At 74.2% G+C, this 26050-nt stretch carries 21 protein-coding genes; 2 read left to right on the forward strand and 19 right to left on the reverse strand.

Annotated features, from left to right (window positions below; genetic code table 11):
• Nucleotides 1–43: 43 nt before the first annotated feature.
• From ftsH to ACFU74_RS22455, 7 genes are all read right to left on the reverse strand, one after another.
• Nucleotides 44–1963, reverse strand: coding sequence for an ATP-dependent zinc metalloprotease FtsH (gene ftsH / locus ACFU74_RS22425; protein ID WP_380759434.1), 1920 nt, complete (start codon nt 1961–1963; stop codon nt 44–46).
• Nucleotides 1964–2084: 121 nt separating this feature from the next.
• Complete coding sequence (locus tag ACFU74_RS22430) at nt 2085–2624, reverse strand: GNAT family N-acetyltransferase (RefSeq protein WP_380759436.1); 540 nt, start codon at nt 2622–2624, stop codon at nt 2085–2087.
• 147 nt (nt 2625–2771) lie between these two features.
• The gene (gene ffh, locus ACFU74_RS22435; protein WP_380759469.1) at nt 2772–4331 is read right to left on the reverse strand and encodes a signal recognition particle protein; all 1560 of its coding nucleotides are present in this window, start codon (nt 4329–4331) and stop codon (nt 2772–2774) included.
• 188 nt (nt 4332–4519) lie between these two features.
• Nucleotides 4520–6973: a [protein-PII] uridylyltransferase gene (locus ACFU74_RS22440; protein WP_380759438.1), complete on the reverse strand. Its 2454-nt coding sequence runs from the start codon at nt 6971–6973 to the stop codon at nt 4520–4522.
• A 12-nt stretch (nt 6974–6985) separates the two neighbouring features.
• Nucleotides 6986–7324: a P-II family nitrogen regulator gene (locus ACFU74_RS22445; protein WP_380285260.1), complete on the reverse strand. Its 339-nt coding sequence runs from the start codon at nt 7322–7324 to the stop codon at nt 6986–6988.
• Nucleotides 7321–8700 (reverse strand): ammonium transporter, encoded by a 1380-nt coding sequence (locus tag ACFU74_RS22450; RefSeq protein WP_380759440.1) that lies wholly within the window; start codon nt 8698–8700, stop codon nt 7321–7323. Before ACFU74_RS22450 ends, ACFU74_RS22445 begins: the two co-directional genes overlap by 4 nt.
• A 222-nt stretch (nt 8701–8922) precedes the next feature.
• Nucleotides 8923–10377 (reverse strand): hypothetical protein, encoded by a 1455-nt coding sequence (locus tag ACFU74_RS22455; protein WP_380759442.1) that lies wholly within the window; start codon nt 10375–10377, stop codon nt 8923–8925.
• A gap of 577 nt (nt 10378–10954) precedes the next feature.
• On the opposite strand from ACFU74_RS22455, the gene ACFU74_RS22460 reads away from it, so the two are divergent.
• On the forward strand, nt 10955–11626 hold the full coding sequence (locus ACFU74_RS22460; protein ID WP_380759445.1) for a bifunctional DNA primase/polymerase: 672 nt from the start codon (nt 10955–10957) through the stop codon (nt 11624–11626).
• A gap of 254 nt (nt 11627–11880) precedes the next feature.
• On the opposite strand, the gene ftsY is transcribed toward ACFU74_RS22460, so the two are convergent.
• The 5 genes from ftsY to ACFU74_RS22485 form a co-directional block, all read right to left on the reverse strand.
• Nucleotides 11881–13140: a signal recognition particle-docking protein FtsY gene (gene ftsY, locus ACFU74_RS22465; protein ID WP_380759446.1), complete on the reverse strand. Its 1260-nt coding sequence runs from the start codon at nt 13138–13140 to the stop codon at nt 11881–11883.
• A gap of 66 nt (nt 13141–13206) precedes the next feature.
• The gene (gene smc / locus ACFU74_RS22470) at nt 13207–16773 is read right to left on the reverse strand and encodes a chromosome segregation protein SMC (protein WP_380759448.1); all 3567 of its coding nucleotides are present in this window, start codon (nt 16771–16773) and stop codon (nt 13207–13209) included.
• A gap of 217 nt (nt 16774–16990) precedes the next feature.
• Entirely contained in the window at nt 16991–17194 is a 204-nt protein-coding gene (locus ACFU74_RS22475; protein WP_270143783.1) for a hypothetical protein, read from the reverse strand.
• Nucleotides 17195–17619: 425 nt separating this feature from the next.
• The gene (locus ACFU74_RS22480) at nt 17620–17919 is read right to left on the reverse strand and encodes an acylphosphatase (protein ID WP_380759450.1); all 300 of its coding nucleotides are present in this window, start codon (nt 17917–17919) and stop codon (nt 17620–17622) included.
• A gap of 232 nt (nt 17920–18151) precedes the next feature.
• Entirely contained in the window at nt 18152–19495 is a 1344-nt protein-coding gene (locus ACFU74_RS22485; RefSeq protein WP_380759452.1) for a hypothetical protein, read from the reverse strand.
• A 313-nt stretch (nt 19496–19808) separates the two neighbouring features.
• On the opposite strand from ACFU74_RS22485, the gene ACFU74_RS22490 reads away from it, so the two are divergent.
• Nucleotides 19809–20732 carry a hypothetical protein gene (locus ACFU74_RS22490; protein ID WP_380759454.1) on the forward strand — a complete coding sequence of 308 codons (924 nt, stop codon included), beginning with the start codon at nt 19809–19811 and terminating at the stop codon, nt 20730–20732.
• Between the two features lie 36 nt (nt 20733–20768).
• Here ACFU74_RS22490 and mutM read toward each other — a convergent pair whose 3' ends face one another.
• From mutM to rsmD, 7 genes are all read right to left on the reverse strand, one after another.
• Nucleotides 20769–21638, reverse strand: coding sequence for a bifunctional DNA-formamidopyrimidine glycosylase/DNA-(apurinic or apyrimidinic site) lyase (gene mutM, locus ACFU74_RS22495; RefSeq protein WP_380759456.1), 870 nt, complete (start codon nt 21636–21638; stop codon nt 20769–20771).
• A 57-nt stretch (nt 21639–21695) separates the two neighbouring features.
• The gene (rnc, locus tag ACFU74_RS22500) at nt 21696–22484 is read right to left on the reverse strand and encodes a ribonuclease III (RefSeq protein WP_380759458.1); all 789 of its coding nucleotides are present in this window, start codon (nt 22482–22484) and stop codon (nt 21696–21698) included.
• A 20-nt stretch (nt 22485–22504) separates the two neighbouring features.
• Complete coding sequence (rpmF, locus tag ACFU74_RS22505; protein WP_030275709.1) at nt 22505–22678, reverse strand: 50S ribosomal protein L32; 174 nt, start codon at nt 22676–22678, stop codon at nt 22505–22507.
• A gap of 2 nt (nt 22679–22680) precedes the next feature.
• A complete protein-coding gene (locus ACFU74_RS22510) occupies nt 22681–23325 on the reverse strand; it encodes a YceD family protein (RefSeq protein ID WP_380759460.1) in 645 nt (214 codons plus the stop codon).
• Between the two features lie 143 nt (nt 23326–23468).
• A complete protein-coding gene (locus tag ACFU74_RS22515; RefSeq protein ID WP_380759462.1) occupies nt 23469–24635 on the reverse strand; it encodes an ATP synthase F0 subunit B in 1167 nt (388 codons plus the stop codon).
• A 198-nt stretch (nt 24636–24833) separates the two neighbouring features.
• On the reverse strand, nt 24834–25325 hold the full coding sequence (gene coaD, locus ACFU74_RS22520) for a pantetheine-phosphate adenylyltransferase (RefSeq protein ID WP_380759465.1): 492 nt from the start codon (nt 25323–25325) through the stop codon (nt 24834–24836).
• A 51-nt stretch (nt 25326–25376) separates the two neighbouring features.
• Entirely contained in the window at nt 25377–25961 is a 585-nt protein-coding gene (gene rsmD / locus ACFU74_RS22525; protein ID WP_380759467.1) for a 16S rRNA (guanine(966)-N(2))-methyltransferase RsmD, read from the reverse strand.
• Nucleotides 25962–26050: the final 89 nt, after the last annotated feature.

A 26050-nucleotide genomic window follows, 5' to 3' on the forward strand; every position in this document is an offset into this window, starting at 1 on the left:
CGCCACCACGGCGCGCGCCCCTCCCCCGACGGCGGCGGGCCCCTCAGGCCTGGTCGAGCGCCTTCCGGGGCACCCCCGCCGCCCGGTAGGCCGCCTCCTCGTCCAGCGTCTCCGCCTCCAGCAGCGCCGCCGCCAGCGCGTCCAGCCGGGCCCGCTCCTCGGTCAGCAGCCGCACCGCCTCGCCGTAGCACTCCGCGACGATCCGCCGGGCCTCCTCGTCCACCGCGTCCAGCGTGGTCGGCGCCGCGGAGAGCCCGTAGGCGCCCTGGGGGTCGGACGGAACGGCGGTGAGCCGGCCGACCCGCTCGCTCATGCCCCACCGCCCGGCCATCCCGCGGGCGATGCCGGTGACCTGCTCCAGGTCGCTCTCCGCGCCGGTGGTGATCACTCCGTAGACCACCTGCTCGGCGGCCATCCCGCCGAGCGCGCCGATGATCCGGCCGCGCAGGTAGGGCTCGGTGTAGGAGTACCGGTCGGTCTCCGGGGTGGAGAGGGTGACGCCGAGGGCCCGGCCGCGCGGCACGATGGTGACCTTGCGGACCGGGTCGGCGCCCGGCTGGAGCATGCCGAGCAGGGCGTGGCCGCTCTCGTGGTAGGCGGTCCGCTCCCGCTCGGCCCGCGGCATCACCAGCGGCCGGACGGCGCCGAGCTGGACCTTCTCCAGCGCGTCCGAGAGGTCCCGGTCGTTCACCGCGTCCTGGCGGCGCTTGACCGCGATCAGGGCGGCCTCGTTGACCAGGTTGGCCAGTTCGGCGCCGGTCATCCCGGGGGTGACCTTGGCGAGCCGGTTCAGGTCGGCGTCACCGGCCAGCGGGACGTCCCGGGAGTGGATGCGCAGGATGGCCGCGCGGCCGTCACGGTCCGGCGGGCTGACGGTGATCCGCCGGTCGAAGCGGCCGGGGCGCAGCAGCGCCGGGTCGAGCACGTCGGCCCGGTTGGTGGCGGCGATGACGATGACGCCCTCGGAGCCGGTGAAGCCGTCCATCTCGGTGAGGATCTGGTTGAGCGTCTGCTCGCGCTCGTCGTGGCCGCCCATGCCGCCGCCGCTGCCGCGCTGGCGGCCGATGGTGTCGATCTCGTCGATGAAGACGATCGCCGGGGCGACCTTGCGGGCCTCGGCGAACAGCTCGCGCACCCGGCTGGCGCCGACGCCGACGATCATCTCGATGAACTCGGAGGCGGAGGCGGAGAAGAACGGCACGTCCGCCTCGCCGGCCACGGCCCGGGCCAGCAGGGTCTTGCCGGTGCCGGGCGGGCCGCTGAGCAGCACGCCGCGCGGCATCTTGGCGCCGAGCCGGCGGTACCGCTGCGGGTTCTTCAGGAAGTCGACCACCTCGGTGAGCTCGGCCTCGACCTCGTCGATGCCGGCCACGTCGGCGAAGGTGGTGCGCCGGCCGGCCTCGGCGGTGACCGGCTTGGGCGGGGCCTTGCGCCCGAGCGCCCCGCCGCCGAGTCCGCCGGCCATCCGCCGGGCCAGCAGCACCCAGATCAGGACCAGCAGCAGCATCGGCGCCAGCGAGATGAGCAGGTTGGCGAGGAAGCTGCGCTGCTGGACGACCGGTTCGGCGGTGACCTCGACGCCCTGCTGCTGGAGGGTGGCCCAGAGGTCGTCCCCGGCGAAGACCGGCCGCTGGGTCTTGAAGTCGGTGTACGTCCCCTTGTCGCCGTCCGGCTTGGGCTCGGCGTTCTTGAGGGTTCCCTCGATCGAGTCGCCCTTGGAGTAGATCTTGGTGATGTTGCCCTTGCCCAGCTGGCTGTTGAACTCGGTGTAGGAGATCGTGGTGGCGCCGTCGGGGCCGAAGAAGGACAGCAGCAGGTCGCTGATCAGGAACACCACGAGGGCGGTGAGGACGAGGCCCGTCCAGCCGCCGGGCATCTTGCGCCGCGGGGGCGGCGGGGGTGGGGCGCCCTCGGACCGCCACGGCTGGTCGGGGGTCTGGCGCGGTGGCACGGGATCAGTCACCCATCGGACAATACGGACATCCGCTCGGCTCCTCCAACCGCAACGCCGCACCGTCCGACACGCCCGGACGCGGGCCCGGGCCCCGGAGCGGAGGGCCGGGCGGAACGGCCGCCCCGCCCGGTCAGGCCCGTTCCTCCGCGGCGGCCGACCCCGGCCATTCCTCGGCGGTCAGCGCGAAGCGCTCGTGGTCCCGCCACTCCCCCTGGAGGAACAGCATCCGCGGGGTGAACCCCTCGTGCCGGAAGCCCAGCCGCTTGGCCAGGGCGATCGACCGGTCGTTGTCCGGCTGGACGTTGATCTCCAACCGGTGCAGCCCGAGCCCGCCCTCCGTCAGCGGGGCGAAGCAGCTGTCCAGGACGAGCCGCAGGCCCTCGGTCATCCGCCCGGTGCCGGCGAACGGCAGGAAGGAGTCGTAGCCGAGCGCGCCGTTGCAGAACCGGCCCATCACGATGTTGGCCACGTTGACCTTGCCGACCAGCCCGCCGGTCTCCCGGTCCACGATCAGGAAGGTCCGCAGGGACGGCCCCTGGCGCCTCATCAGGTCGGGCATCGCGTCCGGCTCCACCGGGTTCCACCGGCCGATGTGCTCGGCGGACCGCCGGACCGCCTCGGCGTACGCCGCCTCGTCCCCGGCCCGCGGGGCCCTGATCGTCACTCGCATCGGCCCATCATCTCGGATGACCATCGGGCGTGCGAACGGCCCGCCGCCCGGAGGGAACCGGGCGGCGGGCCGTTCACGGGTGCGCCTCAGGACCGAGGAGGCGCCGGAGCAGGAGCGGAGCAGCACTCCGGTGCGGCTCCGACCGGACTACAGCAGGTCCTTGAACTCCTTGGGCAGCTCGAAGTCGGCCGGGCCCTTGCCCGCGCCGAGGCCGAACGCGCCGCCCTCGGCGGGCGGCTGGCCGGGGCCGAGCGCGCGGCGCTCGGCGGCCGCGGCCTCCTCCTGCGCCCGCTTCAGCGGGTTGCCGCTCTTGCGCTTGCCCTTGGCGACCGGGGCCTTCTTGGCGGACTTCTTGCCGCCGCCGCCCATGCCCGGGATGCCCGGCATGCCGGGGACGCCCTTGCCGGAGGCCATCGCGGACATCATCTTGCGGGCCTCGAAGAACCGCTCGACGAGGTTCTTCACCTCGCCGACCTGGACGCCCGAGCCCTTGGCGATGCGGGCCCGGCGGGAGCCGTTGATCAGCTCCGGCTCGGCGCGCTCGGCCGGGGTCATCGACTTGATGATCGCACCGACGCGGTTGACGTCCTTGTCGTCGATGTTGTTGATCTGGTCGCGGATCTGGCCCATCCCCGGCAGCATGCCGAGCAGCTTGGAGATCGAGCCCATCTTCTGGACCTGCTCCAGCTGGGACAGGAAGTCGTCCAGGGTGAACTGCTTCGGGCCGCCGCGCAGCTTGGCGGCGATCTTCTCGGCCTCGGCCTGCGAGAAGGTCTGCTCGGCCTTCTCGATCAGCGAGAGGACGTCACCCATGCCCAGGATGCGCGAGGCCATCCGGTCGGGGTGGAAGGCGTCGAAGTCGTCGACCTTCTCGCCGTTGGAGGCGAACATGATCTGCCGGCCGGTGACGTGCGCGACCGAGAGCGCGGCACCGCCGCGGGCGTCGCCGTCGAGCTTGGAGAGCACCACGCCGGTGAAGTCGACGCCCTCGAGGAAGGCCTGCGCGGTGGTGACCGCGTCCTGGCCGATCATCGCGTCGACGACGAACAGGACCTCGTCCGGGTTGACGGCGGCCCGGATGTCGGCGGCCTGCTGCATCAGCTCGGCGTCGATGCCGAGGCGGCCGGCGGTGTCGACGATGACGATGTCGTGCTGCTTCTGCTTGGCGTACTCGATCGAGTCCCGGGCCACCTGGACCGGGTCGCCGACGCCGTTGCCCGGCTGCGGCCCGTAGAACGCGACACCCGCGCGGTCGGCGACGACCTGCAGCTGGTTGACGGCGTTGGGGCGCTGGAGGTCGCAGGCGACCAGCAGCGGGGTGTGCTTCTGCTGCTTCAGCCAGTGGCCGAGCTTGCCGGCCAGGGTGGTCTTACCGGCACCCTGAAGACCAGCGAGCATGATCACCGTCGGGCCGCTCTTGGCGAACCGCACCCGGCGGGTCTCGCCACCGAGGATGGCGATGAGCTCCTCGTTGACGATCTTGATGATCTGCTGGGCCGGGTTCAGCGCGCCGGAGACCTCGGCGCCGAGCGCGCGCTCCTTCACCTGCTTGATGAAGGCCCGGACGACCGGCAGCGCGACGTCCGCCTCCAGCAGCGCGATGCGGATCTCGCGGGCGGTGGCGTCGATGTCCGCCTCGCTCAGGCGGCCCTTGCCCCGGAGGTTCTTGAACGTCGCTGCGAGGCGATCGGAAAGGGTGTCGAACACGTCGTCGCGGGTCCTCTGCGGCATCGGTGTGAGTACGGTCGTCGCCCCCAAGGGTATCCGGCCGCCCCGGGGACGGTCTCCACCCGGGTTCGACCGAACTCCGACCGACCCCCGACAGCCCTCCGGCCGACCCCCTGCCGGACCCCTGCCAGCCCCCGGCCGGATCCCGGCAGGCCTCCCGGACGGCCTCAGCCCAGCGCCGCCCGGACCGCCGCCGCCACCCCCGCCGCCCGCCCCGCGGAGAGCGGACGCCCCGCCGCATCGGTCAGGTAGAACGCGTCCACGGCGTCCGCGCCGAGCGTCGAGACGTGCGCGGTGCGCACCCGTACCCCGGCGCCGTCCAGCGCCCGGCCGATCCGGTGCAGCAGCCCGGGGGCGTCGTGCGCGCGCACCTCCAGCACCGTCGCGCTCGCCGAGGCGACCGGCGGTGCGACCGTCACCACCGGCGGCGGGACGGGGACGCCGCGCCGGCGCGGGGCCGCCGCGTCGCGCTCGGCCAGCCGGCGGGCGACGTCCAGCGAGCCGTCCAGCGCCCGGCGCAGGTCCGCCCGGAGCCGCGCGGCCTCCGGCAGCTCGCCGAACTCCGCGGCCACCGTCCAGGAGAGCAGCAGCACCGGCCCGGCGCCGACCGGGTCCAACTCGCACAGCCCCGCCGAGCGGACCGCCAGCCGGTGCAGGGCCAGCACCCCGGCGACGGTGCCCAGCAGGCCGGGCCGGTCCGGGACGGCCAGCAGCAGCCGCGCGCCCATCGGCCCGCTGCCGGCCGCGTCCGTCTCGCTCCGGGCCGCCAGCGACAGCGCCGGCCCGCCGGTCCTGGCCGCCTCCACCGCCAGCCGCTCCTGCTCGGCGGTCGGCTCGGCCTCGACGGCGCCGGGGTGCCCGCCGGACGTCCCGGTCAGCCGGGCGGCGGCCCGGGCCGCGAGGCCGTCCACGAGGGCGGCCCGCCAGCCGCTCCACGCGGCCGGGCCGGTGGCCAGGGCGTCCGCCTCGGTCAGCGCCCGCAGCAGCTCCAGCCGGGCCACCGAACCGACCGCCCCGGTGACGGCCTCCACGGTGGCCGGGTCGTCCGGGTCCCGCCGGGTCGCGGTGTCCACCAGGGTCAGGTGGTGGCGGACCAGCACCGCCAGGGTCTCCACCGACTCCGGGTCGAAGCCCATCCGGGCGGCCAGCCCGCGGACGACGGCCTCGCCCGCCTCGCTGTGGTCGCCCGGGCGGCCCTTGCCGATGTCGTGCAGCAGCGCGGCGACCAGCAGCAGGTCGGGGCGGGCCACCCGGCGGGTCATCGCGGCGGCCCGCACCGCGGTCTCCACCAGGTGCCGGTCCACCGTCCAGCGGTGCACCGCGTTGCGCTGCGGCCGGCAGCGCACCCACTCCCAGTCCGGCAGCAGCCGGGTGACCAGCCCCCGCGCCTCCAGTGCCTCCCAGACCGGCAGACAGGCCTCGCCCGCGCCCAGCAGGGTGACCAGTTGCTCGCGCGCCTCGTCCGGCCAGGGCACCGGCAGCGGACGGCACTCCGCCGCCAGCCGGCGCACCGTCGCGTGGGAGAGGGCGAGGCCGTTCTGGGCGGCCGCCGCGGCGGCGCGCAGCAGCAGTACCGGGTCCGCGGCCGGGCGGGCGCCCTGGGCGAGCACCGCCTCGCCGTCCTGCTCGACCACGCCCTCGGCGAGCGGCCGGCGCTCGACCGAGCCCCGGGGCGCCGAGCCCCGGGCCACCGCGCCGCGCCCGGCGGCGGTGAACGGGAAGCGCCGGACCGGGCGGCGGCCCCGGCCCGAGCGGGCGGCCAGCACCCGCTCCACCGACCGCCAGGCGACGTCGGAGGCGTAGGCGACGGTCCGCGCCGCCCGGTAGACCTCGCGCAGCAGGGCGTCCGCGTCCGGCACGCCCAGCCGCCCGGCGACCTGGTCCTGGTCCTGGAGCGCGAGCCGCTCGGTGGCCCGGCCGGTCACCAGGTGCAGGGCGTCGCGGACGTCCGCCAGCCGGAGCGCAGCGGCGTCCAGCCCCTCCCGGGGCGCGTCGGCCAGCCAGCTCGCGGCGATGGCGCCCAGCGTGACGACGTCCCGCAGACCACCGCGGGCCTCCTTCAGATCGGGTTCCAGCAGGAAGGACAGCTCGCCGTGCCGCTCGGCCCGCTCCCGGACCAGCTCCCGCAGCTCCGGCAGCCGCCGCGGGGCGCCCGCCCGCCAGTCGGCGAGCACGGCGGAGCGCAGCGCGGCGGTGAGCGCCGGGTCGCCGGCCACGTGCCGGGCGTCCAGCAGGCCGAGCTGCGCCTTCAGGTCGGCGGCGGCCACCGACCTGGCCTCGGCCGGGGTGCGGACGGCGTGGTCGAGCGAGGCGCCGGAGTCCCACACCGGGTACCAGAGGCGCTCGGGCACGGCGGGGTCCAGCCGGCCCTCGTGCAGCAGCAGGACGTCGAGGTCGCTGCGCGGGGAGAGCTCGCCGCGCCCGTAGCCGCCGACCGCGACCACGGCGACCCCGGCGGGGGCGCCGGCCGCGGTGAACAGGCCGGCCAGCCAGTCGTCGGTGAGCGCCGACAGCGCGGTGCGGCGCCCCCGGCCGCCGGGGCCGGGGGCGGCGAGCAGCTCGGTTCGGGCGGCGGCCGGGCCGACGGGGCCGGGCCCGGGGGCGGCGGGGGCGGTGGCCATCCGGTCGGGCCCTCAGAGGGCGTCGGGGCCGCGTTCGCCGGTGCGGACCCGGACCGCCGTCTCCACCGGGACCGCCCACACCTTGCCGTCGCCGATCTTGCCGGTCCGGGCCGCGTTGACCAGGACGTCGATCAGCGGCTCGGCGTCCTCGTCCTCGACCAGGACCTCCACTCTGACCTTGGGGACCAGGTCCACGGTGTACTCCGCACCCCGGTAGACCTCGGTGTGGCCGCGCTGGCGACCGTAGCCGCTGGCCTCGGAGACGGTCAGGCCGTGCACGCCGAAGGCCTGCAGCGCGGCCTTCACCTCGTCCAGGCGGTAGGGCTTGATGACGGCGGTGATGAGCTTCATCGGGCGTCCACCTCGGTCTTCTCGATGCTGTCGGCCGCGGCCGCGGTCACGGATGCGGGAGTCACCGGCACGGCGGTCACGGGCACAGCCGTCACGGGCACGGCGGCCGTGCGGCCGAGGCCGGAGCCCAGCGCGCCGAGGTCGTACGCGGACTCGGCGTGCTCGGCCTGGTCGATGCCGGCCACCTCGACCTCCTCGGCGACCCGGAACCCGATCGCCCGGTCGACCGCCTTGGCCAGCAGCCAGGAGAGCACGAAGGAGTAGACGCCGACCACCGCCACGCCCATCGCCTGCTTGCCCAGCTGCGCCGGCCCGCCGCCGTAGAACAGCCCCTCGGCGCTCTGGCCGACCGTCCCGGTGGCGAACAGGCCGACCAGCAGCGAGCCGATCACCCCGCCGACGGCGTGCACGCCGACCACGTCGAGCGAGTCGTCGAAGCCCCAGCGGTACTTGAGGCTGATCGCGGCCGCGCAGGCGGCGCCGGCGGCCAGGCCGATCGCCACCGCGCCGAGCGGGGAGACCGAGCCGCAGGCCGGGGTGATCGCCACCAGGCCCGCCACCGCACCGGAGGCGGCGCCCAGCGTGGTGAACGCGCCGTGCCGCAGCCGCTCGTAGACCAGCCAGCCGACCAGCGCGGCGCCGGTGGCGACCTGGGTGTTGAGCAGGGCCATCGCCGCCACGCCGTTGGCGGCCAGTGCCGAGCCGGCGTTGAAGCCGAACCAGCCGAACCAGAGCAGCCCGGAGCCGAGCATCACCAGCGGCAGCGAGTGCGGGCGCATCGGGTCCTTGCGGAAGCCGATCCGCTTGCCGAGCACCAGGCAGAGCGCCAGTCCCGCGGCCCCGGCGTTGATGTGCACGGCGGTCCCGCCGGCGAAGTCGATCACGCCGTTGCGGTCGCCGAGCCAGCCGCCGCGGCCGCCGTCGAAGAAGAACACCCAGTGGGCGACCGGGAAGTACACCACCGTCGCCCAGAGCGCGATGAACAGCCCCCAGGCCGCGAATCTCGCGCGGTCCGCGACCGCGCCGCTGATCAGCGCCGGGGTGATGACCGCGAACATCAGCTGGAAGACGGAGAACGCCGTCACCGGGATCGTGCCGGTGAGGTCGGTCAGGCCGATGCCGCGCATCCCGAGGAAGTCCAGGTTGCCGATCAGGCCGGCGCCCGCGTCGGGCCCGAAGCTGAGCGAGTAGCCGTAGAGGACCCACAGCACGGTGACGATGCCCAGCGACAGGAAGCTCATCGCCAGCATGTTCAGCGTGCTCTTGGCCCGGACCATCCCCCCGTAGAAGAAGGCCAGCCCCGGGGTCATCACCATGACCAGGGCCGCACTGATGAGTACGAAGGCGGTGTCGCCCGCGCTGAAGCCGTCCGGCATCGGCGTCTCCTCCCGACTGGAGCCGATCCGCACCCGGGTCCCTGTCCCGTGACCCGGTGCGTCGGCGTTGAGCAGGAGCGTGCCGAAGGCTGGTTTCGGCCGATGCGGCCCGGTGTTTCACCGCCGTGACGAGGACGACGGCGGGGTTACGCCCGCGTGAACGCGGCACCGACCGTGCCGTCGGCGGCCGGCACGGTCGGTGCGGGGAGTCGCGGTGGAGGCTCAGACCACCGAGACGTATTCGGGGATGTCCTGGACGACCCGCTCCTTGAGCCGGCTGACCGCGTCCACGCCCTTGAACCGGGCTGCGGCGGCCTCGGTGGTCTTGCGGACCCGCGAGTTGAGCCGCTCGGAGCGGACCTTGGTGGCGATGTCCACCGCCTGCTCGGCGAAGACCGCGGCCTCCTCCGGCTCGTTCTGCAGCAGGTGCACGCTGGCCATGCCGACCAGGTTGAAGGCGTACGAGCGCACGTGGTCGCCGTCCTGCCGGAACAGGTCGACCGCGCGTTCCATCACCGGCGCCGACATCGAGGCGTAGAGCTCCGAGTTGTCCGAGTGGTAGGCGAGGTCGCGGAAGGAGTGCGCGTTCTCGGCGTTGAGCTCGGCCGGCGAGAAGAACTTCAGCCAGTCCGGATCGCCGTCGCCCTCGCGGATGTCGGTGAAGGTGTCCTCGGCCAGCCGGATCGCCCGGGCGCACCGGTTCACCTCGCCGATCGTGGCGTACGCGCGCGCCTCCATCGCGTAGAGCAGGGACTGCTGGCGCGGGGTGGCGGTGTCCCGGCTGCCGTACTGGGCGAGGTGGATCAGCTCCAGCGCGTCCTCGCCCCGGTTGAGGTGGATCATCTGCCGGCTCATGTCGGTGAGGATCAGCGCGCCGAACGGGCGGTCGCCCGCCTCCTTGGCGGCGTGCAGGGCCAGTACGTAGTACTTCTGCGCGCTGGGGTGCATGCCGACGTCGTAGGACATCCAGCCGGCCAGGTGGGCCAGCTCGGCGGTGAGCCGGAACAGCCGCTTGGTGGTCTGCTCGGGGTAGGTCTCCTGGAGCAGGTCGGTGACCTCGTGGAGCTGGCCGACCACGGCCTTGCGGCGCAGACCGCCGCCGTTCTGCGCGTCCCACTGGCGGAACATGACGGTGGTCTGCTCCAGCAGTTCCAGCTCGGGCTCGGAGAGCCGGCCGGTGAACGGCTCGCCGCCGTTGGCCGCGGTGAGGATCGGGGTGGGGGCGCCGGTCGGGCCGGGCGCCAGCCAGCGCTGCATCGGCTCGATCAGCGCGGCACCGGCGGTCAGCGCGAGCGAGGTGCCCAGGAAGCCGCGCCGGTTGAGCATGAGGTCGCTGCGCGAGTAGTCGCTGATCAGCTGGACGGTCTGCGGCGCGCTCCACGGCAGGTCGACGCCGCCGCCCACGGTGGAGACCGGCACGGCGGCGCGCAGACCGAGGTCCTCGATCGAGACCACCGACCCGAACCGCTCCGAGAACAGCTCGGACATGATCTTCGGGATCGGCTCGCGCGGCTGCTCGCCGTCGAGCCAGCGCCGCACCCGCGAGGTGTCCGTGGAGACGTGGTGGGCCCCGATCTGCCGGGCCCGGCGGTTGACCTGGCGGGCCAACTCCCCCTTGGACCAGCCGCTGCGGGCGAACCACGTGGTCAGCTTCTCGTTGGGTTGCTTCTCTGCCATGGGTCCGTCCCCATCCCGCCCGGGCCCCGGGGCCCCGATCGTGACCGCCCGACGGTTGCGGGCTCTTACCAGACGTGTCGTACCGGACTGCGGCGCTGCCGTCGCAGACGGGCCGTCAGTTCCTCAACTCCCGGCCCGCCATGGCCCGGAGCGGACTCCCCGACGAGGTCCGTGTGCTGAACGTAACGCCCCGCGCACCGCCCCGGGGAGCGGCCCTGGCGAAACGCCACCTTTCGCCACCCCCAGGAGTGAACCGAACCGTGTCGGCAGGCGGTTCACTAGGAAGTCCCGGCGGTCCGGCATATGCGGCCCGCCAAGTCCCCGACAGCACCCGGCTTTTCAGGCGAACCGCCGCCGCCACGGGCGGATTTCGCACCCGCACCGACCGACGGCCCTCCCGGGCACAGACGATCCGGCATCGGCACCGCCGACCACAAGGCGGCGCACGAGGCGCACCAGGGCAACTGGCGCACACCGCGCGCTGCGCGCCGCCACCGCACCACGCACCACGCACAGGAAAAACAACACACAGTCACCGTCCCGTAACCATCGGCAACGAGATCCTGTTGGGGGAGGCATGGACAACCTGTTCGGCGTACTTCGACTGGGGCACCTGCGGCGGGCGCCGCTGGGCGCGCGCCACCGCACCCGCGCCACCGCGAACCAGGCTGCCGCGGAGTACACCGGCCGTTGGGGCTGGACCGTCGTCGTCGGCGAGCCGGCCCGCAGCGCCACCGCCCCGGACCGCTGCCACTGCGGTTCGCCGCGCTGCGCCGCCCCCGGACTGCACCCGGTCCCCGGCGCCGGACCGGCCGTCCGTCCCGGCACCGACGTCTCGGTGCTCTTCCCCACCGGCCGGGCCTTCGACGTCCTCGACGTGCCCGAGCCGGCCGGCCTCCAGGCCCTGGTCCGACTGGAGCGGATGGGCACCCAGGTGGGCCCGGTGCTCGCCGCGCCTACCGGGCGGCTGCAGTTCCTGGTCGCGCCGGGCACCGCCCGCCGGCTGCCGGACCTGCTCTACCGGATGGGCTGGGACGACGCCGCCCTCGACCTCATCTGCCACGGCGAGGGCAGCTTCGTCGCCGCGCCGCCGACCGTGCTCCCCGGCCTCGGCCCGGTCCGCTGGCTGCGCCGCCCCACCCGCGACAACGCCGGCTGTCCCCCCGAGGCCCGCCTCCTGCTCGGCACCCTCGCCTACGCCTGCCACCGCGGCCGCGAACGCACCCGCGAACCCGCCTGGATCGCCTGACTCCGTTCTCGCCCGCTCGCCTCCGGGGCGCTCCTGTCCGGCGCCGACGGTCGTCGCTCCGGCGCTCCCTCCTTCCTCGGCCGCCTGTCGTTCCTCCCATTGGGCACCGGCGCGCCCCTTCGGCTCGGGGCGGGTCGCCTTCGGCCCGCACCGGGGCGTGCGGGGCGTTCCCAGGCGCGGGGGGTCCGCCCGGATGCGCCGAAGGGCCCGCCCCTCGCGGGAGCGGACCCTTCATCGGTGGCACCGGGTGGTGCTCAGTCCCCGATCAGCGCGTCCACGAACGCGCCCGGCTCGAACGGCGCCAGGTCGTCGGCGCCCTCGCCGAGACCGATCAGCTTGACCGGCACGCCCAGCTCGCGCTGGACGGCCACCACGATGCCGCCCTTGGCGGTGCCGTCCAGCTTGGTCAGCACGATGCCGGTGATGTCGACCACCTCGGCGAAGACCCGGGCCTGGATCAGCCCGTTCTGGCCGGTGGTGGCGTCCAGCACCAGCAGCACCTCGTCCACCGGACCGTGCTTCTCGACGACCCGCTTGACCTTGCCCAGCTCGTCCATCAAGCCGGTCTTGGTGTGCAGTCGCCCGGCGGTGTCCACCAGCACGGTGTCCGCGCCCTCGGCGATGCCCTCCTTGACCGCGTCGAAGGCGATCGACGCCGGGTCGCCGCCCTCGGGCCCGCGCACGGTCCGCGCGCCGACCCGCTCGCCCCAGGTCTGCAGCTGGTCGGCGGCGGCGGCACGGAAGGTGTCGGCCGCGCCGAGCACCACCTTGCGGCCGTCGGCGACCAGGACCCGGGCCAGCTTGCCGGTGGTGGTGGTCTTGCCGACGCCGTTGACGCCGACGACCAGGACGACCGCGGGGCCCTCCTCGTGCTTGGTGGAGCGCACGGTGCGGTCGGAGTCCTTGCCGATCAGCTCGACGAGTTCCTCGCGCAGCAGGCCGCGCAGCTCGTCCGGGGTGCGGGTGCCGAGCACCTTGACCCGGGTGCGCAGCCGCTCGACCAGCTCCTGGGTGGGGGCGACGCCGACGTCGGCGGTCAGCAGGGTCTCCTCGATCTCCTCCCAGGTGTCCTCGTCGAGGTGCTCGCGGGAGAGCAGCGAGAGCAGGCCCTTCCCGAGCGAGTTCTGCGAACGGGAGAGCCGCGAGCGCAGCCGGACCAGGCGGCCGGCGGTGGGCTCGGGGACCTCGATGGCGGGGGCCTCTTCGACCGTCCCGGGGGCGGTCCCGGCCTCGGCCTCGGCCTCGGCTTCCGCTTCGGCCTCGGCTTCGGCTTCGGCTTCGGCTTCGGCTTCGGCTTCGGGGAGCCGGACCTCCTCGACGGTGCGGCGCGGTTCCTCGGTCGGCGGCGCGGCCTCCTCGCCGACGGCGGGCTCGCGCGGGGTCGGGGGCGCCGTGATGACCGGCGCCTGCGACTTCGGGGGCAGCTGCTGGCGTCGTCTGCCGGAAACGACGAGTCCGGCGATCGCGCCTACGGCGACCACCGCGATGACTACGGCAAGAATCACGTATTCCATAACCCCATCAGTATCCGCGACACCGGTCCGCGTGAACCGCAGGCGGTGGAGTGGATCACCGACGGGTCAGGGCCGCCGCTCCTTCTGTTCCTCCCGCAGCCGCTGGCTGATCACCTGCGAGATGCCGTCGCCCTTCATGGTCACCCCGTACAGGGCGTCGGCGGATTCCATGGTCAGCTTCTGGTGGGTGATGACGATCAGCTGGGAGCTCTCCCGCAGCTCCTCCATGATCGCGATCAGTCGGCGCAGGTTGGTCTCGTCCAGCGCCGCCTCGACCTCGTCCATGACGTAGAACGGGCTGGGCCTGGCCTTGAAGATCGAGACCAGCAGCGCCACCGCGGTCAGCGAGCGCTCGCCGCCGGAGAGCAGCGACAGCCGCTTGACCTTCTTGCCGGGCGGGCGGGCCTCCACCTCGACGCCGGTGGTCAGCATGGACTCCGGATCGGTGAGCACCAGTCGGCCCTCGCCGCCCGGGAACAGCCGGGCGAACACGCCCTCGAACTGCGCGGCGGTGTCGTGGTAGGCGGCGGTGAACAGCTGCTCGACCCGCTGGTCGACGTCCTTGACGATGTCGAGCAGGTCGCGCCGGCTGCGCTTGAGGTCGTCCAACTGCTCGCCGAGGAAGGTGTGCCGCTCCTCCAGGGCGGCGAACTCCTCCAGCGCCAGCGGGTTGACCTTGCCCAGCTGCTGGTACGCCCGCTCGGCCGCGCGCAGCCGCTTCTCCTGCTCGGCGCGGACGTAGGGGCGCGGCTCGCCCGGTTCCTGCCCCTCCTCCGGCGCGGACGGCGGGACGGGCCGGTCCGGCCCGTAGGAGGCCAGCAGTTCGGAGCCCTCGATGCCGAACTCCTCCAGTGCCCGGCTCTCCAGCTGTTCGATCCGCAGCCGCTTCTCGGCCCGCAGCACCTCGTCCCGGTGGCCGGCGTCGACCAGCTTGTCCAGCTCGTCCTTGAGTACGCGCCCGTGCTCGCGGTGCTCCTTCAGCTCCGCCTCGCGCGCCGCCCGCGCCTGTTCGACGGCGGCCCGTTCGGCGTCCGCGCGGGTGAGCGACACCTCCAGGCAGGCGAGCAGCTGCCGCGCGCCGGCGGCGACGGCGCGTGCGACGGCGGCCTCGTGCTCGGCGCGCCGGCGGCGCTCGGCGGCCCGGGCGCGCGCCTCGCGCTCGGCGCGGGCGGCCCGGTCCAGCTGCTCGGCCCGGCCGGCCAGGGCACGGACCCGCTCCTCGTGGGTGCGCACCGCGAGCCGGGCCTCCAGTTCGGTCTGCCGGGCGGCGGTGGCGGCCCCGGCCAGCCGCTGCTGCTCGGCGGCGTCGGGCTCGTCCTCGCCGTCGGCGGCGGTCTCCTCGGCGACGGCCAGGCGCTCGGCCAGTTCCTCGGCGGTGGCGAGCAGTTGGGCCAGCCCGTCCTCGGCGCGGCCGGCCGCGGCGGTCAGCCGGTCGGCCTCGCCGGCGGCGGCCCTGGACTGTCCGCCGAGCCGGCCCAGGGTGCCCGCGACCTCGGCCCGCTCGCGTTCCAGCTGCCGCCGCCGGACGGAGAGTTGTTCCAGCTCGGCGGCCGACTCCCGGCGCCGCTCGGTGAGTTCGGCCAGCCGCCCGGCCGACTCGGCGCAGCGGACGTCGAGTCCGGCGATCGCCCGGGCCGCCTCGTCCACCGCGGCCTGGGTCTCCAGCAGGCTGGGCGCGCCGCCCGAGCCGCCGTGCGCGAAGCCGGCGCCGAGCCGGTCGCCCTCGGCGGTGACGGCGCTCAGCGCGGGGTGCGCGGCGACCAGCCGCAGGGCCTCGTCGAGGGTGTCCACCACCGCGACGCCGGCCAGCAGCCGGGCGACGGCGGCCCGCAGTCCGTCCGGCCCGTCGACCAGGTCGGCGGCCCAGCGCGCACCGGGCGGCAATTCCTCCACCGGGCCGGCCGGTTCCGGGGCGCCCGCGATCAGCAGGGCGGCCCGGCCGGCGTCCTCCTTGCGCAGCAGCCGCAGCGCCTCGGCCGCGGCACGGGTCGAGTCGACGGCCACTGCGTCGGCGGCCGCGCCGAGGGCGGCGGCGACGGCGGTCTCGTGGCCGGGGGCGATCCGCAGCAGCGCGTCGGCCGGCCCGAGCAGCCCGGCCGGCCGGTCCCCGGCGGTGAGCAGGGCGCCGCTGCCGTCCTTGCGGCGCAGGCCGAGCGCGAGCGCCTCGTGCCGGGCGGTCAGCGCGGCCCGCTCGCGCTCGGCGGCGCCGGCGGCCTCGCGCGCGGCGGTGAGCTCCCGCTCGACGGCGGCGAGCCGTTCCCGGGCGCTGTCGTACGCGGTGTCGGTCCGCTCGCCGTCCTCGCTGTCGGCGTCGACCCTGGTCCGCAGCTCCTCGTACTCCTGCCGGGCGGCCTCGGCGCGTTGCAGCGCCTCGTCGCGGGCCTCGGCGAGCCGGCCGGTCTCGGCCTCGGCGGCGGCGGCCCTGGAGCGGGCGGCGGCGGCCTGCCCCTGGAGCCGGGCCAGCCCCTCGCGGCGGTCGGCGATGGCCCGGGCGGCGTCCTTGAGCCGGCGCTCCTCGGCGGCGAGGGCGCGTTCCAGTTCCGCCTTGGTGTCGACGGCCTCGTCGAGCGCCTCCTGGGCCTGCTCCAGCGCGGCGGCCAGCGCGGCCTCCTCCTCCCGGACCCGTTCGGCCTCGCGCTCCAGCTCCTCGGGGTCCCGGCCGCGCCGCTCCTCGGCCTGCCCGTCGGCGGCGGCGTGCCGGACCCTGGCCTCGGCGAGCCCGATGGTGCCGCGGGTGCGTTCGGCCAGCGCGGAGAGCCGGTACCAGGTCTGCCGGGCGGCCTCCAGCCCCGGGCCGAGCTGCTGGACCTGCGCCTCCAGCACGGCCTCGCGCCCGATCGCCCGGCCGAGTTCCTGCTCGACGGTGGAGCGGCGCAGCCGCAGCGCCAGCTCGTCGGCGATCTCCGCCTCGACGGCGGTGCGCAGCGCGAGCAGGTCGTCGGCGAGCAGCCGCAGCCGGGCGTCGCGGAGGTCGGCCTGGATGCCGGCGGCGCGCCGGGCGATCCGGGCCTGCCGGCCGAGCGGGCCGAGCTGGCGGCGCAGTTCGGCCACCAGGTCCTGGACGCGGTTGAGGTTGACCTGCATCGCGTCCAGCTTGCGCAGCGCCTTCTCCTTGCGCTTGCGGTGCTTGAGGACGCCGGCCGCCTCCTCGATGAAGGCGCGCCGGCCCATCGGGTCGGCGTGCAGGACGGAGTCGAGCTGTCCCTGGCCGACGATGACGTGCATCTCGCGGCCGATGCCGGAGTCGGAGAGCAGTTCCTGGATGTCCAGCAGGCGGCAGGTGTCGCCGTTGAGCGCGTACTCGCTGCCGCCGTTGCGGAACATCGTCCGGGTGATGGTCACCTCGGAGTACTCGATCGGCAGGGCGCCGTCGGTGTTGTCGATGGTGAGGCTGACCTCGGCACGGCCGAGCGGGGCGCGCCCGCTGGTCCCGGCGAAGATGACGTCCTCCATCTTGCCGCCGCGCAGCGACTTGGCGCCCTGCTCGCCCATCACCCAGGAGAGCGCGTCGACGACGTTGGACTTGCCGGAGCCGTTGGGCCCGACCACGCAGGTGATGCCCGGCTCGAACCGGAGGGTGGTGGCCGAGGCGAAGGACTTGAACCCGCGCAGCGTCAGACTCTTCAGGTGCACGCGCCGGTCTCCTCGCCTCGCTCACCAGGGGCTCCAGCGGTGACTGTATCCCCCGGCGACCCGGCGGCCCCGTCCCGGACACGACACCGGCGAACACCGGGCGAACACGGGGCGGACACGACGAAGGGACGCCACGCGGGGCGTCCCTTGCAAGCTGCGTCCCTTTCGGGGCGGCTCAGTGCACAGCGGCGTCGATCGAGGGCGGATCGGGCGGGACTCAGGTGAGAGCCGGCTCCCGCTGATCCAGATCGATGCTGTTGAGCAGCGAGTGCTCGCCAGCGACAGCGGTGAGTGCGTCGTTCTCAGCCTGCATCCGAAGGAGCTCGGCTTCGAGGTCCTGGACGCGCTGCTGCAGCCGTCGCATCTCGGAGAGCATTCGCGGGTCGGGGCCGCCGACGTACCCGAGAAGCGCCTTTGCCATGATGAATGGTCCTCCACGCTGAGTGACCGAACCGGAACGGTACAGGTCTAGGGGGAAGGGGGACGCACGCGCGGCGCGCACCGGCAGTGCTGGCTGGGCACTACGGCACAACCACCATGAGCTGGGCTCACGGGGGCGTGCGCCTACCGGAATGACGCGGTCGTGTGCGCGGGCTTCCAGCGTCTCACCAAAGACGGTACGGGTCAACACGATCACCGCACGCTACCGCGCCCCTGTCACCTGCCTGGCGGTGTCGTCACGCCGGGCGGCCACGAAGGGGGGTCCACCACATGCTCGTGGATCATCGTTCGATGCGGAGTCAACCACGAGTCTGCCCAGATGGCAACCGTACGACACCGCCGGTTGCCGATCGTTTTCCGGCAGCCTGTCCCGGGCCCTCCCCCGGCCCGTTCGGCGGGCGGCGATCAGCGGATCTCGAAGGTCCCGTACCCGGTCCCGACGGCGGTCCAGATCTCGGTCACCCCGCTGACCCGGCCCGGCGTGTCCGGGCCCCTGAGCAGCGCCAGCAGCCGTTCGCAGTCCGGGGCGAGGCCCTCGGCCACCACCTGCACCCGGCCGTCGCCGAGGTTGCTCGCATAGCCGGTCAGCCCGATCTCCAGCGCCCGCGCCCTGGTCCACCAGCGGAAGCCGACCTGCTGGACCTTGCCGCGCACCCAGGCGGTGACCCGGACCGGTTCGTCACTGTGGGCGTCGCGACCGTGCATGCCACCGACCCTATCCGCCCCGGCGGCGGCGCGCGCCACGGGCCGGACGGGGGTCGTTCCTCAGCGCGGGCCGCTCAGGGCGGCCAGCCCGGCCAGCGTCTTGAGCTGCTCGGACGCCACCCGCACGGCCACGGTCGAGCCGTCCGCTCCCCCAGACGGATCACGGCCCCCGCCGGTCGCCCGGCGGGGGCCGTGGGCCGATCATCGCATCGGCGGGTGGTGCGGGACAGGGTCAGAAGCCGCCGCCGAAGTCGCCACCGCCGCCGAAGTCCCCGCCGCCGTCGAAGCCGCCGAAGTCGGAGGAGTCGAAGTCGGCGCCCGAGTAGTCGCCGCCGTCGTAGTCGGCGCCCGCGTCGACGGGGCCGGCCGCGTAGGCCGGGGTGGCCATCATCGAGCCGAGCATGGTGCCCACCAGCAGGCCCGGCAGCAGACCGCCGCCGCCGAAGCCGCCGAAGTAGCCACCCGCCCAGGGGCCGTAGGCCGGGCCGGCGTTCCAGTACGGCTGCGGGCCGTGCTCGGTCGGGACGGTCCGGATGTCCGGGGCCTGGCCGGCCGCCAGCCGGTCGGCGTCGGCCCGGCAGACCGGGACCGAGCGGGCGGCGCCGCCCTCCGGGGACCACTCGGCGTCCAGCACGGACGGGCCGTGCCGCGGGTCGAAGAAGCACGGCGGCCGGCGCTCCGGCAGCGCGCGCCGCTCCCGCCGGGCCGCCAGGGTGGCCAGCGCGAACCGGCCGTCCTCCAGCGCCTCGGTGACCGGCTTCACGTCCTCCGGCCCCTCGGCCCCGTCCATCAGCCGCTTGGCCTTCTCGTAGGAGTCCAGCGCGTGGGTGTAGTCGCCGCGCTGCACGTCGTCGGCGTCCGGCGCGGAGGGGACGAAGTCGAGCCGGTCCAGTTCCTCGCCGTAGGCGGTGATGTCCTCGTCGACCACCTGGCGCAGCTGCGCCAGCTCGGCCCGGCGCTGCTCCTCCTTGCGCCGCTTGGCCCGGCGGAACAGCAGGAAGACGCCGCTGCCGGCGAGCGCCAGCAGGGCCAGCGGGACGACCACCGCAGCGGTGGAGACGCCGCCCTTGTCGCTGCTCACGCCGTGCCCCTTGATCTGCGGGGCGGCGGTGTCCACGAAGTCGTTCAGGGTGGCGTCGATGTCACCGGGGTGGGAGCGGAAGGAGGCGCCGGCGATCCGCTCGGCGCTCGCGCTGGGCAGCGCGGCCTTGTCGGAGCGGGCCTGGAACTGGTCGCCGCGCCAGACGGCGTAGGTGCCGGTGATGCCGACCTTGGTGCGCAGGTCCTCGAAGACGGTCCTGGCGCCGTACGGGTCGGCGGCCGGAACCACCGCCACGAAGATCGGCTTGTCCGCCTTGCGGATCTTCTCGGTCAGGGCGTCGGCCTGCCCCTGGTCGAACCGGCCCGCCATCGCCGGGTCGACGTACACCCGGCCCTGCTTCAGTGCGGCGGACGCCTCGTCGAGACCGCCGGCCGCCGAGGCCGCCGGTGCCAGCAGGAGCAGCAGCCCGAGCAGCGCCGCCACCAGGGCCAGCGGCCCGGCGCCCCGGGAACGTCGTCGTGCAAGGGTTCTCATGTCTCGACGCTACCCCGGACGACCCCTTCACAAGGCATACCGGCCGGGTGGGGCCGGGTCCGGCACCCCCACCGTCCGCCGGGGTGGGCCCCCTTCTCCGGGATGATCTTCCGCCCGGCCGTCCCTGAGGCGTCCCGGTGCGGGAACCCGGTGGGCGGCCCCGCGCGTACCTCCCGGCGGACACCGGAGCGGGCCGGGCGCTCGGGCGGGGTGTCCGGACCGTACCGCGCGACCGGGCATAGTGGTGGCCGTACCGCCGCCCCATGACCATCTCTTGACCATCCAGTCCCACCCCTCCTGATCGGAGCTCCGCGTGTTGATCGGCCTCGTCACCGCTGTGGCGGCCTCCGCCTGCTACGGCACCGGTTCGGTGCTGCAGGCCGTCGGCTCCCGGCGCTCGGCCCGTGAGGAGGCCGCCAAGGGCGGCGGCTCCGCCGGCACCACGGCGCACGGCGGGCCCAGCCTGGCCTCCACCGCCAAGGCCGCCGTGACCTGGGAGTTCATCCTCGGCACGGTGCTGGACTTCATCGGCTTCGGACTCGGCGCGCTGGCCGCCCGGCTGCTGCCGCTGTTCCTCTCCCAGACGATCATCAGCGCCAACCTGGTGATCACCGCCGTGCTCTCGATCAAGCTGCTCGGCATCCGGCTCAAGCAGCTGGAGTGGGCCTCGATCGGCGTGCTCTGCTCGGCGCTGGTGCTGCTCGCGGTCTCCGCCGGGCCCGAGGGCGGCCACCACGCCGCGACGGCCTTCCACTGGTGGCTGCTGGCGATCACCACCGTGCTGCTGGTCGGGGGCAGCCTGCTGGTGCGCCGGATGGGCTCCAACGGCGCGATCGTGGCCGGTCTGCTCTCCGGCCTCGGCTTCGGCGCGCTCGGCGTCGGCGTGCGCATCCTCAACGGCGTCGAGCCCTTCGACCTGGCCGAGCTGCTCGCCGACCCGGCCCTGTACGCGATCCTGGTCGGCGGCATCGGCGGCATGTACGTGCACACCGTGGCCCTGCAGATCGGCTCGGTCAACGGCGCCACCGCCGCCCTGGTGGTCGGCGAGACGGTGCTGCCCGGCGCGGCCGGCGTGATGTGGCTCGGCGACTCCTCCAAGGCCGGACTGGGCTGGCTCGGCGTGCTCGGCTTCCTGATCGCGGTGGTCGCGGCGGTCGGCGTCGCCTACTTCGGCCAGGACACCCACGGCGGACTGCCGGAGGCCGTCCCGGCCGAACCGGAACTCGCGAAGAGCTGAGGCCCGGGGTCACCGCGCGCCCCGGAGGCGGGCTGGCTACTTCGCGCGCGGCACCCGCTGGCAGCGGGGGCAGAAGTAGCTGGAGCGGTTCATCCAGGCCGCCCGCCGCAGCGCGGTGCCGCAGCGCCGGCAGGGCTCGTGCTCCCGGCCGTAGGCGTCGAGGTCGCGGGAGAAGTAGCCGCTCTCGCCGTTCACATTGACGTACAGGCTGTCGAAGCTGGTGCCGCCGACGGCCAGCGCCGCCGTCATCACGTCGCGGGCGTTGGCCAGCAGCAGCAGCGCCTGCGGGCGGGTCAGCGTCGCGGTCGGCCGGTCGTAGTGCAGCCGGGAGCGCCACAGCGCCTCGTCGGCGTAGATGTTGCCGACCCCGCTGATCAGCGTCTGGTCCAGCAGCGCCCGCTTGACCGTGGTGCGCCGGGCCCGCAGCGCGGCCGCGAAGGCGGCGTCGTCGAACCGGGGGTCGAGCGGGTCGCGGGCGATGTGCGCGATGGAGAGCGGGGTGCCCTCGGGGTCGCCGTCCTCGGCCTCCTCGACCGCCAGCCCGCCGAAGGTCCGCTGGTCGACGAAGCGCAGCTCGCGCCCGCCGTCGGTGAACCGCAGCCGCACCCGCAGGTGGGTCTCGTCCGGCACCGCGGGGTCCTGGACCAGCAGTTGGCCGCTCATCCCGAGGTGGCCGATCAGCGAGAAGCCTTCGCCGGCGCCGGACAGCGGCACCCAGAGGTACTTGCCGCGGCGCTGCGCCGCGCCGAGGGTGGTGCCGGTGAGCCGGGCCGTGAAGTCCGCGGCGCCGGCCGGCTGGCGGCGCACCGCGCGCGGGTGCAGCACCTCCACGCCGGCGACGGTCCGCCCGGCGACCCAGTTCGCCAGACCGCGGCGGACGACCTCGACCTCGGGAAGTTCGGGCACGGGAACACGCCTCCAGCGGAACGGACTCGGCTCTGCAGGAGGAAGGCTACTGCGTGCTCAGGCGCCGCTCGGCAGGCGGTCGGCGTACTTCTCCCTGATCGCCCGCCAGGCGCTCTCCGCGGCCTTCTGCTCGGCTTCCTTCTTCGAGCGGCCGACGCCGCTGCCGAAGTCCTCGCCGGCCACCCGGGCCGCTGCGGTGAAGGTCTTCTCGTGGTCCGGACCGGACTCCTCGACCACGTACTCCGGCACTCCGATGCCCACCGAGGCGGTGAGCTCCTGGAGGCTGGTCTTCCAGTCCAGGCCGGCACCCAGCTGAGAGGATTCCTCGATCAGCGGGTCGAACAGCCGGTGGACGAACTCGGTGGCGGCGTCCAGGCCCCGGTCGAGGTAGACGGCCCCGATGACCGCCTCGACCGTGTCGGCGAGGATCGACGACTTGTCGCGGCCGCCGGTGCCCTCCTCGCCCTTGCCGAGCCGGATGAACGCGCCCAGTTCCAGGCCGCGGCCGACGTCGGCGAGCGCGCGCGAGTTGACCACCGCGGCGCGCAGCTTGGCGAGCGTGCCCTCCGGGACGTCCGGGTGGACGCGGTAGAGGGTGTCGGTCACCACCAGGCCCAGCACCGAGTCGCCGAGGAACTCCAGGCGCTCGTTGGTGGGCAGACCACCGTTCTCGTACGCGTACGAGCGGTGGGTCAGTGCGCGTACCAGAAGGGCGCGCTCGAGCGTGTACCCGAGGCGCCCTTCCAGAACGTCGTATTCGGTCGAAGCCGGCCCGCCGGCCTTGCCACCGCCCGAAGTAGCCTTCGGAGCCGTGGTCGCCTTGCGGGAGGAGCTACCGTCCGACATCGATCCGTGCACCCCGCCGATCAGACCGAGAGGACCTGGCGACGGTTGTACGTGCCGCAGCTCGGGCACGCGATGTGCGCCAGCTTCGGCTCGTGGCAGCGGTCGCACGCCACGAGGGCCGGGGCAACGGCCTTCCAGTTGGACCGGCGGTGGCGCGTGTTGCTGCGCGACATCTTCCGCTTCGGAACAGCCACGGCTACTTCTCCTGGTTCTCGGCGAGACCCTCACGGGTGTCGCTGTTCTTGATTCCGTCACCCTCGTCGCCGTGGGCGGCGGAGAGTCCCTGCAGAGCCGCCCACCGGGGGTCGGCGGCATCGTGGTGGTGCGCCGGGTCGTCGCTCAGGCGCGCTCCGCACTCGGAGCACAGGCCCAGGCAGTCTTCCTGGCACACCGGCTGCAGCGGCAGTGCGAGCACCACCGCGTCACGCAGCACCGGCTGGAGGTCGAAGTAATCGCCCTCCAGGCGGTAAGTCTCTTCCTCCGAGTCCTCTTCGAGGTCCTCGGACCCGGCGGTCCGGGCGCGGTGGCGCTCGTCGGACTCCGGGTAGTAGTACAGCTCCTGGAAGTCCACGTCGAGGTCGAACTCGACGGGCTCCAGGCACCGGACGCACTCGCCCTCGACCCGGGTCTCGGCGGTGCCGGTGACCAGCACGCCCTCGACCACGGACTCCAGGCGGAGCTCCAGCGTGATCTCGCTCTTCTCCGGGACGCCGATCACGTCGATGATCCCGAGGCCCTCGGGGGCCTCCAGGGTCCGGGTCACCCTGCGCAGCGCACCCGGACGACGGCCCAGCTCGTGCGTGTCGAACACGAGGGGGTCGCGGTGGTCGAGGCGGTTCAAGGTGTCCTGACTTCCTGGGGGGTACCGGTTGCGCGGCGCTGCTCGTCGGAGGAATGCGCGGGCAGACCGACGGCCCGACACGGAGAGGCCGGAGTGGTCAGACTACCCGAGTCTCCCGCCAGGCCCAACTTCGTGCCGAGGGCCTACCGGCCGCCCAGCTCCCGCAGCCTGGTCATGTCGATCATGCTGGTGTCGAAGAAGCTGGTCTCGTCCAGCCCCGCCTGGGACTGCTGAGGCACCGGCGCCGGGGGGTGGGCGGGCTGCTGCGGGTAGCCGTAGCCGCCGCCGTACTGCTGCTGCTCCGGGTAGCCCTGCGGCTGGGGCGGGTAGCCGTAGCCCGGCTGCTGCCCCTGCTGCTGCTGTTCCTGCTGCTGGTAACCGTACTGCCCCCCGTACGGGTCCGCGGCCCGGCCCCCGGCCGGGTCGAAGCCGCCGCCGTACACCTCGGCGTACTGGGCGCCGCCCTGCTGCGCGGCCGCGTACTGGTCCGCGCCCGGCGCCTGCCAGCCGGCCGCCGCCGGGGCCTGCTCCGGCCAGGTCTGCTGCTGCGGCACCTCCTCGCGGTACCAGGCCAGCTCGCTGCCGTCCGCGTCGGAGGCGAAGCCGGCCGCGACCGCCTCGGCCCGCTCCTTGGCCTGCTGCGCCTCGTCGGCGGCGGCCAGGTAGGCGCCGAGCTCGTCGATCGGCCGCTTGCCGGTCAGCTTGTCGCGGCCCTTGCCGACCGCCTCCAGGGTCGCGCTGAGCACGTTCTCCAGGGTGGCGAGCTTCACATCGACGTACTCGTCGACCTCGGGGCTGGGGCTGATCCGCTGCGGTTGGAACTCCTCGCCGTCGGTCTCGCCCTCGTACTCGGTCTCGAACACGCTCGCGTCGCCGCGCAGCTTGGTGCGGCCGCGGCCGACCGCGCCGAGGGTCTTGGTGAGCACGACCTCGAAGTTGGCGAGCTTGCTGTCGACGTAGTCGTCGGCCTCGGCGCGCTTGGTCTCGGTCTCGGCGCGGGCCTCGGCCAGGATCCGGTCCGCCTCCGCCTGGGCGCGGCGGACCACCTCGGTGTCGGAGATCAGCGAACCGCGCTCGGCGTGCGCGCCCTGGATGATCCGGTCGGCCTCGGCCTGGGCGCCGGCGACCATCGACTCGTGGTCGGCCATCACCGACTGCGCCTGGGCCAGCTCGGCGGGCAGCGCCGCCCGGAGGTCCTGGAGCAGGCCGATCAGCTCGGCACGGTTCACCACGCAGGAGGCCGACATGGGCATCGAGCGGGCGTTCTCGACGGCCGCCACGATCTCGTCGACCTTGTTCTGCACGTCCACGGGCTTCGTCTTTCCGTGTGCCGCCGAGGTCCGGCGGAGGCAGCGCCCGGCGCGGTGGACGTCACCGCAGGGCAGGAATACAGACTGTACGGCCACTGCCGGGCGAGGTCACAACGCCCGGACGCACCCGTCTCCCCGCTCCTCGGGCAAACCGTGATGAACCGGCAGAAACGGACGGCCGGTCACCCCGGGGCCGGGCTACTGCTGGGCCCGCCGCTCGGCGATCCGCTCGACCAGCCGGCGGTGCACCGTCTCCGGCAGCAGGTGCGAGACGTCGCCGCCGTACGAGGCGACCTCCTTCACCAGCGTGGAGGAGAGGAAGCTGTACGTCGGCGAGGTCGGCACGAAGAGCGTCTCGACGCCGGTCAGGCCGTGGTTCATCTGGGCCATCTGCAGCTCGTAGTCGAAGTCGCTGACCGCGCGCAGGCCCTTGATGATCGCCGGGATGTCCCGCTCGCGGCAGAAGTCCACCAGCAGGCCCAGGTGCGACTCGACCACCACGTTGCCGTACTGGGCGGTGGTCTCCTCGATCAGCGCGATCCGCTCCTCGATGCTGAACATTCCCTGCTTGTTGCGATTGATCAGCACCGCGACGTGCACCACGTCGTACAGCTTCGAGGCCCGCTCGATGATGTCGAGGTGACCGTTGGTGATCGGGTCGAAGGACCCGGGGCAGACGGCGCGGCGCATGGCGTGTGTGCTCCCTCGTGGGGTGACGGGAATCCTGCGGGCCCTGGCCCGCTAGGGGTGGCGGGTCTCGGCGGCGGCGCGACCGTACCAGAGCGTGCCCTCGCCGTAGCGGCGGGAGCGCAGCACCTCGAAGCCCTCCGGCCAGCCGAACTCGCCGCCGCGGGTGCTGCGCTCCACGGTGACGAGTGCGTCCTCCGCGAGCCAGCCCCCAGCTGACAGTGTGATCAGCATCTCGCGCACCTCGTCGTCGGTGACGACGTACGGCGGGTCGAGGAAGACCAGGTCGTACGGGGCCTCCGGGGCGGGCCCGGCGATCACCTTCTCCGCCCGGGCGGCCTTCACCAGCGCGCCCGGCAGGCCGATCGTCCGGACGTTCTCCCTGATCACCCGGGCCGCCTGGGCGTCCGCCTCGACCAGCAGCACGTGCTCGGCGCCGCGCGAGAGCGCCTCCAGGCCGACCGCGCCCGATCCGCCGAACAGGTCCAGCATCCGGGCGCCGTGCAGGGAGGCGCCGCGCAGCGCCTCCAGGGTGGAGAACATCGCCTCGCGGGCCTTGTCGGAGGTCGGTCGGGTGCCCCGGCCGGGCGGTACGGCCAGCCGGCGGCCGCCGGCCGCCCCGGCGATCACGCGGGTCATGGTGGTGGGAGGTCCTTTCGTCGCTGCCCGACCACGCTATACGGCCGTGGCCCCCGCCGGTCCGACCGGCGGGGGCCACGCTCACGCTC

Origin of the sequence: Kitasatospora sp. NPDC057500 (genome assembly GCF_042802195.1) — a bacterium.
Classification (GTDB): Bacteria; Actinomycetota; Actinomycetes; order Streptomycetales; family Streptomycetaceae; genus Kitasatospora.

Excerpts from the sequence above, each read along its gene's own strand:
- ACFU74_RS22430 (WP_380759436.1), bottom strand. The coding sequence starts at position 2,624 with ATGCGAGTGACGATCAGGGCCCCGCGGGCCGGGGACGAGGCGGCGTAC.
- ACFU74_RS22485 (WP_380759452.1), bottom strand. The coding sequence starts at position 19,495 with ATGAGAACCCTTGCACGACGACGTTCCCGGGGCGCCGGGCCGCTGGCC.
- ACFU74_RS22455 (WP_380759442.1), bottom strand. The coding sequence starts at position 10,377 with ATGGCAGAGAAGCAACCCAACGAGAAGCTGACCACGTGGTTCGCCCGC.
- ACFU74_RS22450 (WP_380759440.1), bottom strand. The coding sequence starts at position 8,700 with ATGCCGGACGGCTTCAGCGCGGGCGACACCGCCTTCGTACTCATCAGT.
- rsmD (WP_380759467.1), bottom strand. The coding sequence starts at position 25,961 with ATGACCCGCGTGATCGCCGGGGCGGCCGGCGGCCGCCGGCTGGCCGTA.
- ACFU74_RS22445 (WP_380285260.1), bottom strand. The coding sequence starts at position 7,324 with ATGAAGCTCATCACCGCCGTCATCAAGCCCTACCGCCTGGACGAGGTG.
- ACFU74_RS22475 (WP_270143783.1), bottom strand. The coding sequence starts at position 17,194 with ATGGCAAAGGCGCTTCTCGGGTACGTCGGCGGCCCCGACCCGCGAATG.
- coaD (WP_380759465.1), bottom strand. The coding sequence starts at position 25,325 with ATGCGCCGCGCCGTCTGCCCCGGGTCCTTCGACCCGATCACCAACGGT.
- ACFU74_RS22480 (WP_380759450.1), bottom strand. The coding sequence starts at position 17,919 with ATGCACGGTCGCGACGCCCACAGTGACGAACCGGTCCGGGTCACCGCC.
- ACFU74_RS22440 (WP_380759438.1), bottom strand. The coding sequence starts at position 6,973 with ATGGCCACCGCCCCCGCCGCCCCCGGGCCCGGCCCCGTCGGCCCGGCC.
- rnc (WP_380759458.1), bottom strand. The coding sequence starts at position 22,484 with ATGTCGGACGGTAGCTCCTCCCGCAAGGCGACCACGGCTCCGAAGGCT.
- ACFU74_RS22460 (WP_380759445.1), top strand. The coding sequence starts at position 10,955 with ATGGACAACCTGTTCGGCGTACTTCGACTGGGGCACCTGCGGCGGGCG.
- ftsY (WP_380759446.1), bottom strand. The coding sequence starts at position 13,140 with ATGGAATACGTGATTCTTGCCGTAGTCATCGCGGTGGTCGCCGTAGGC.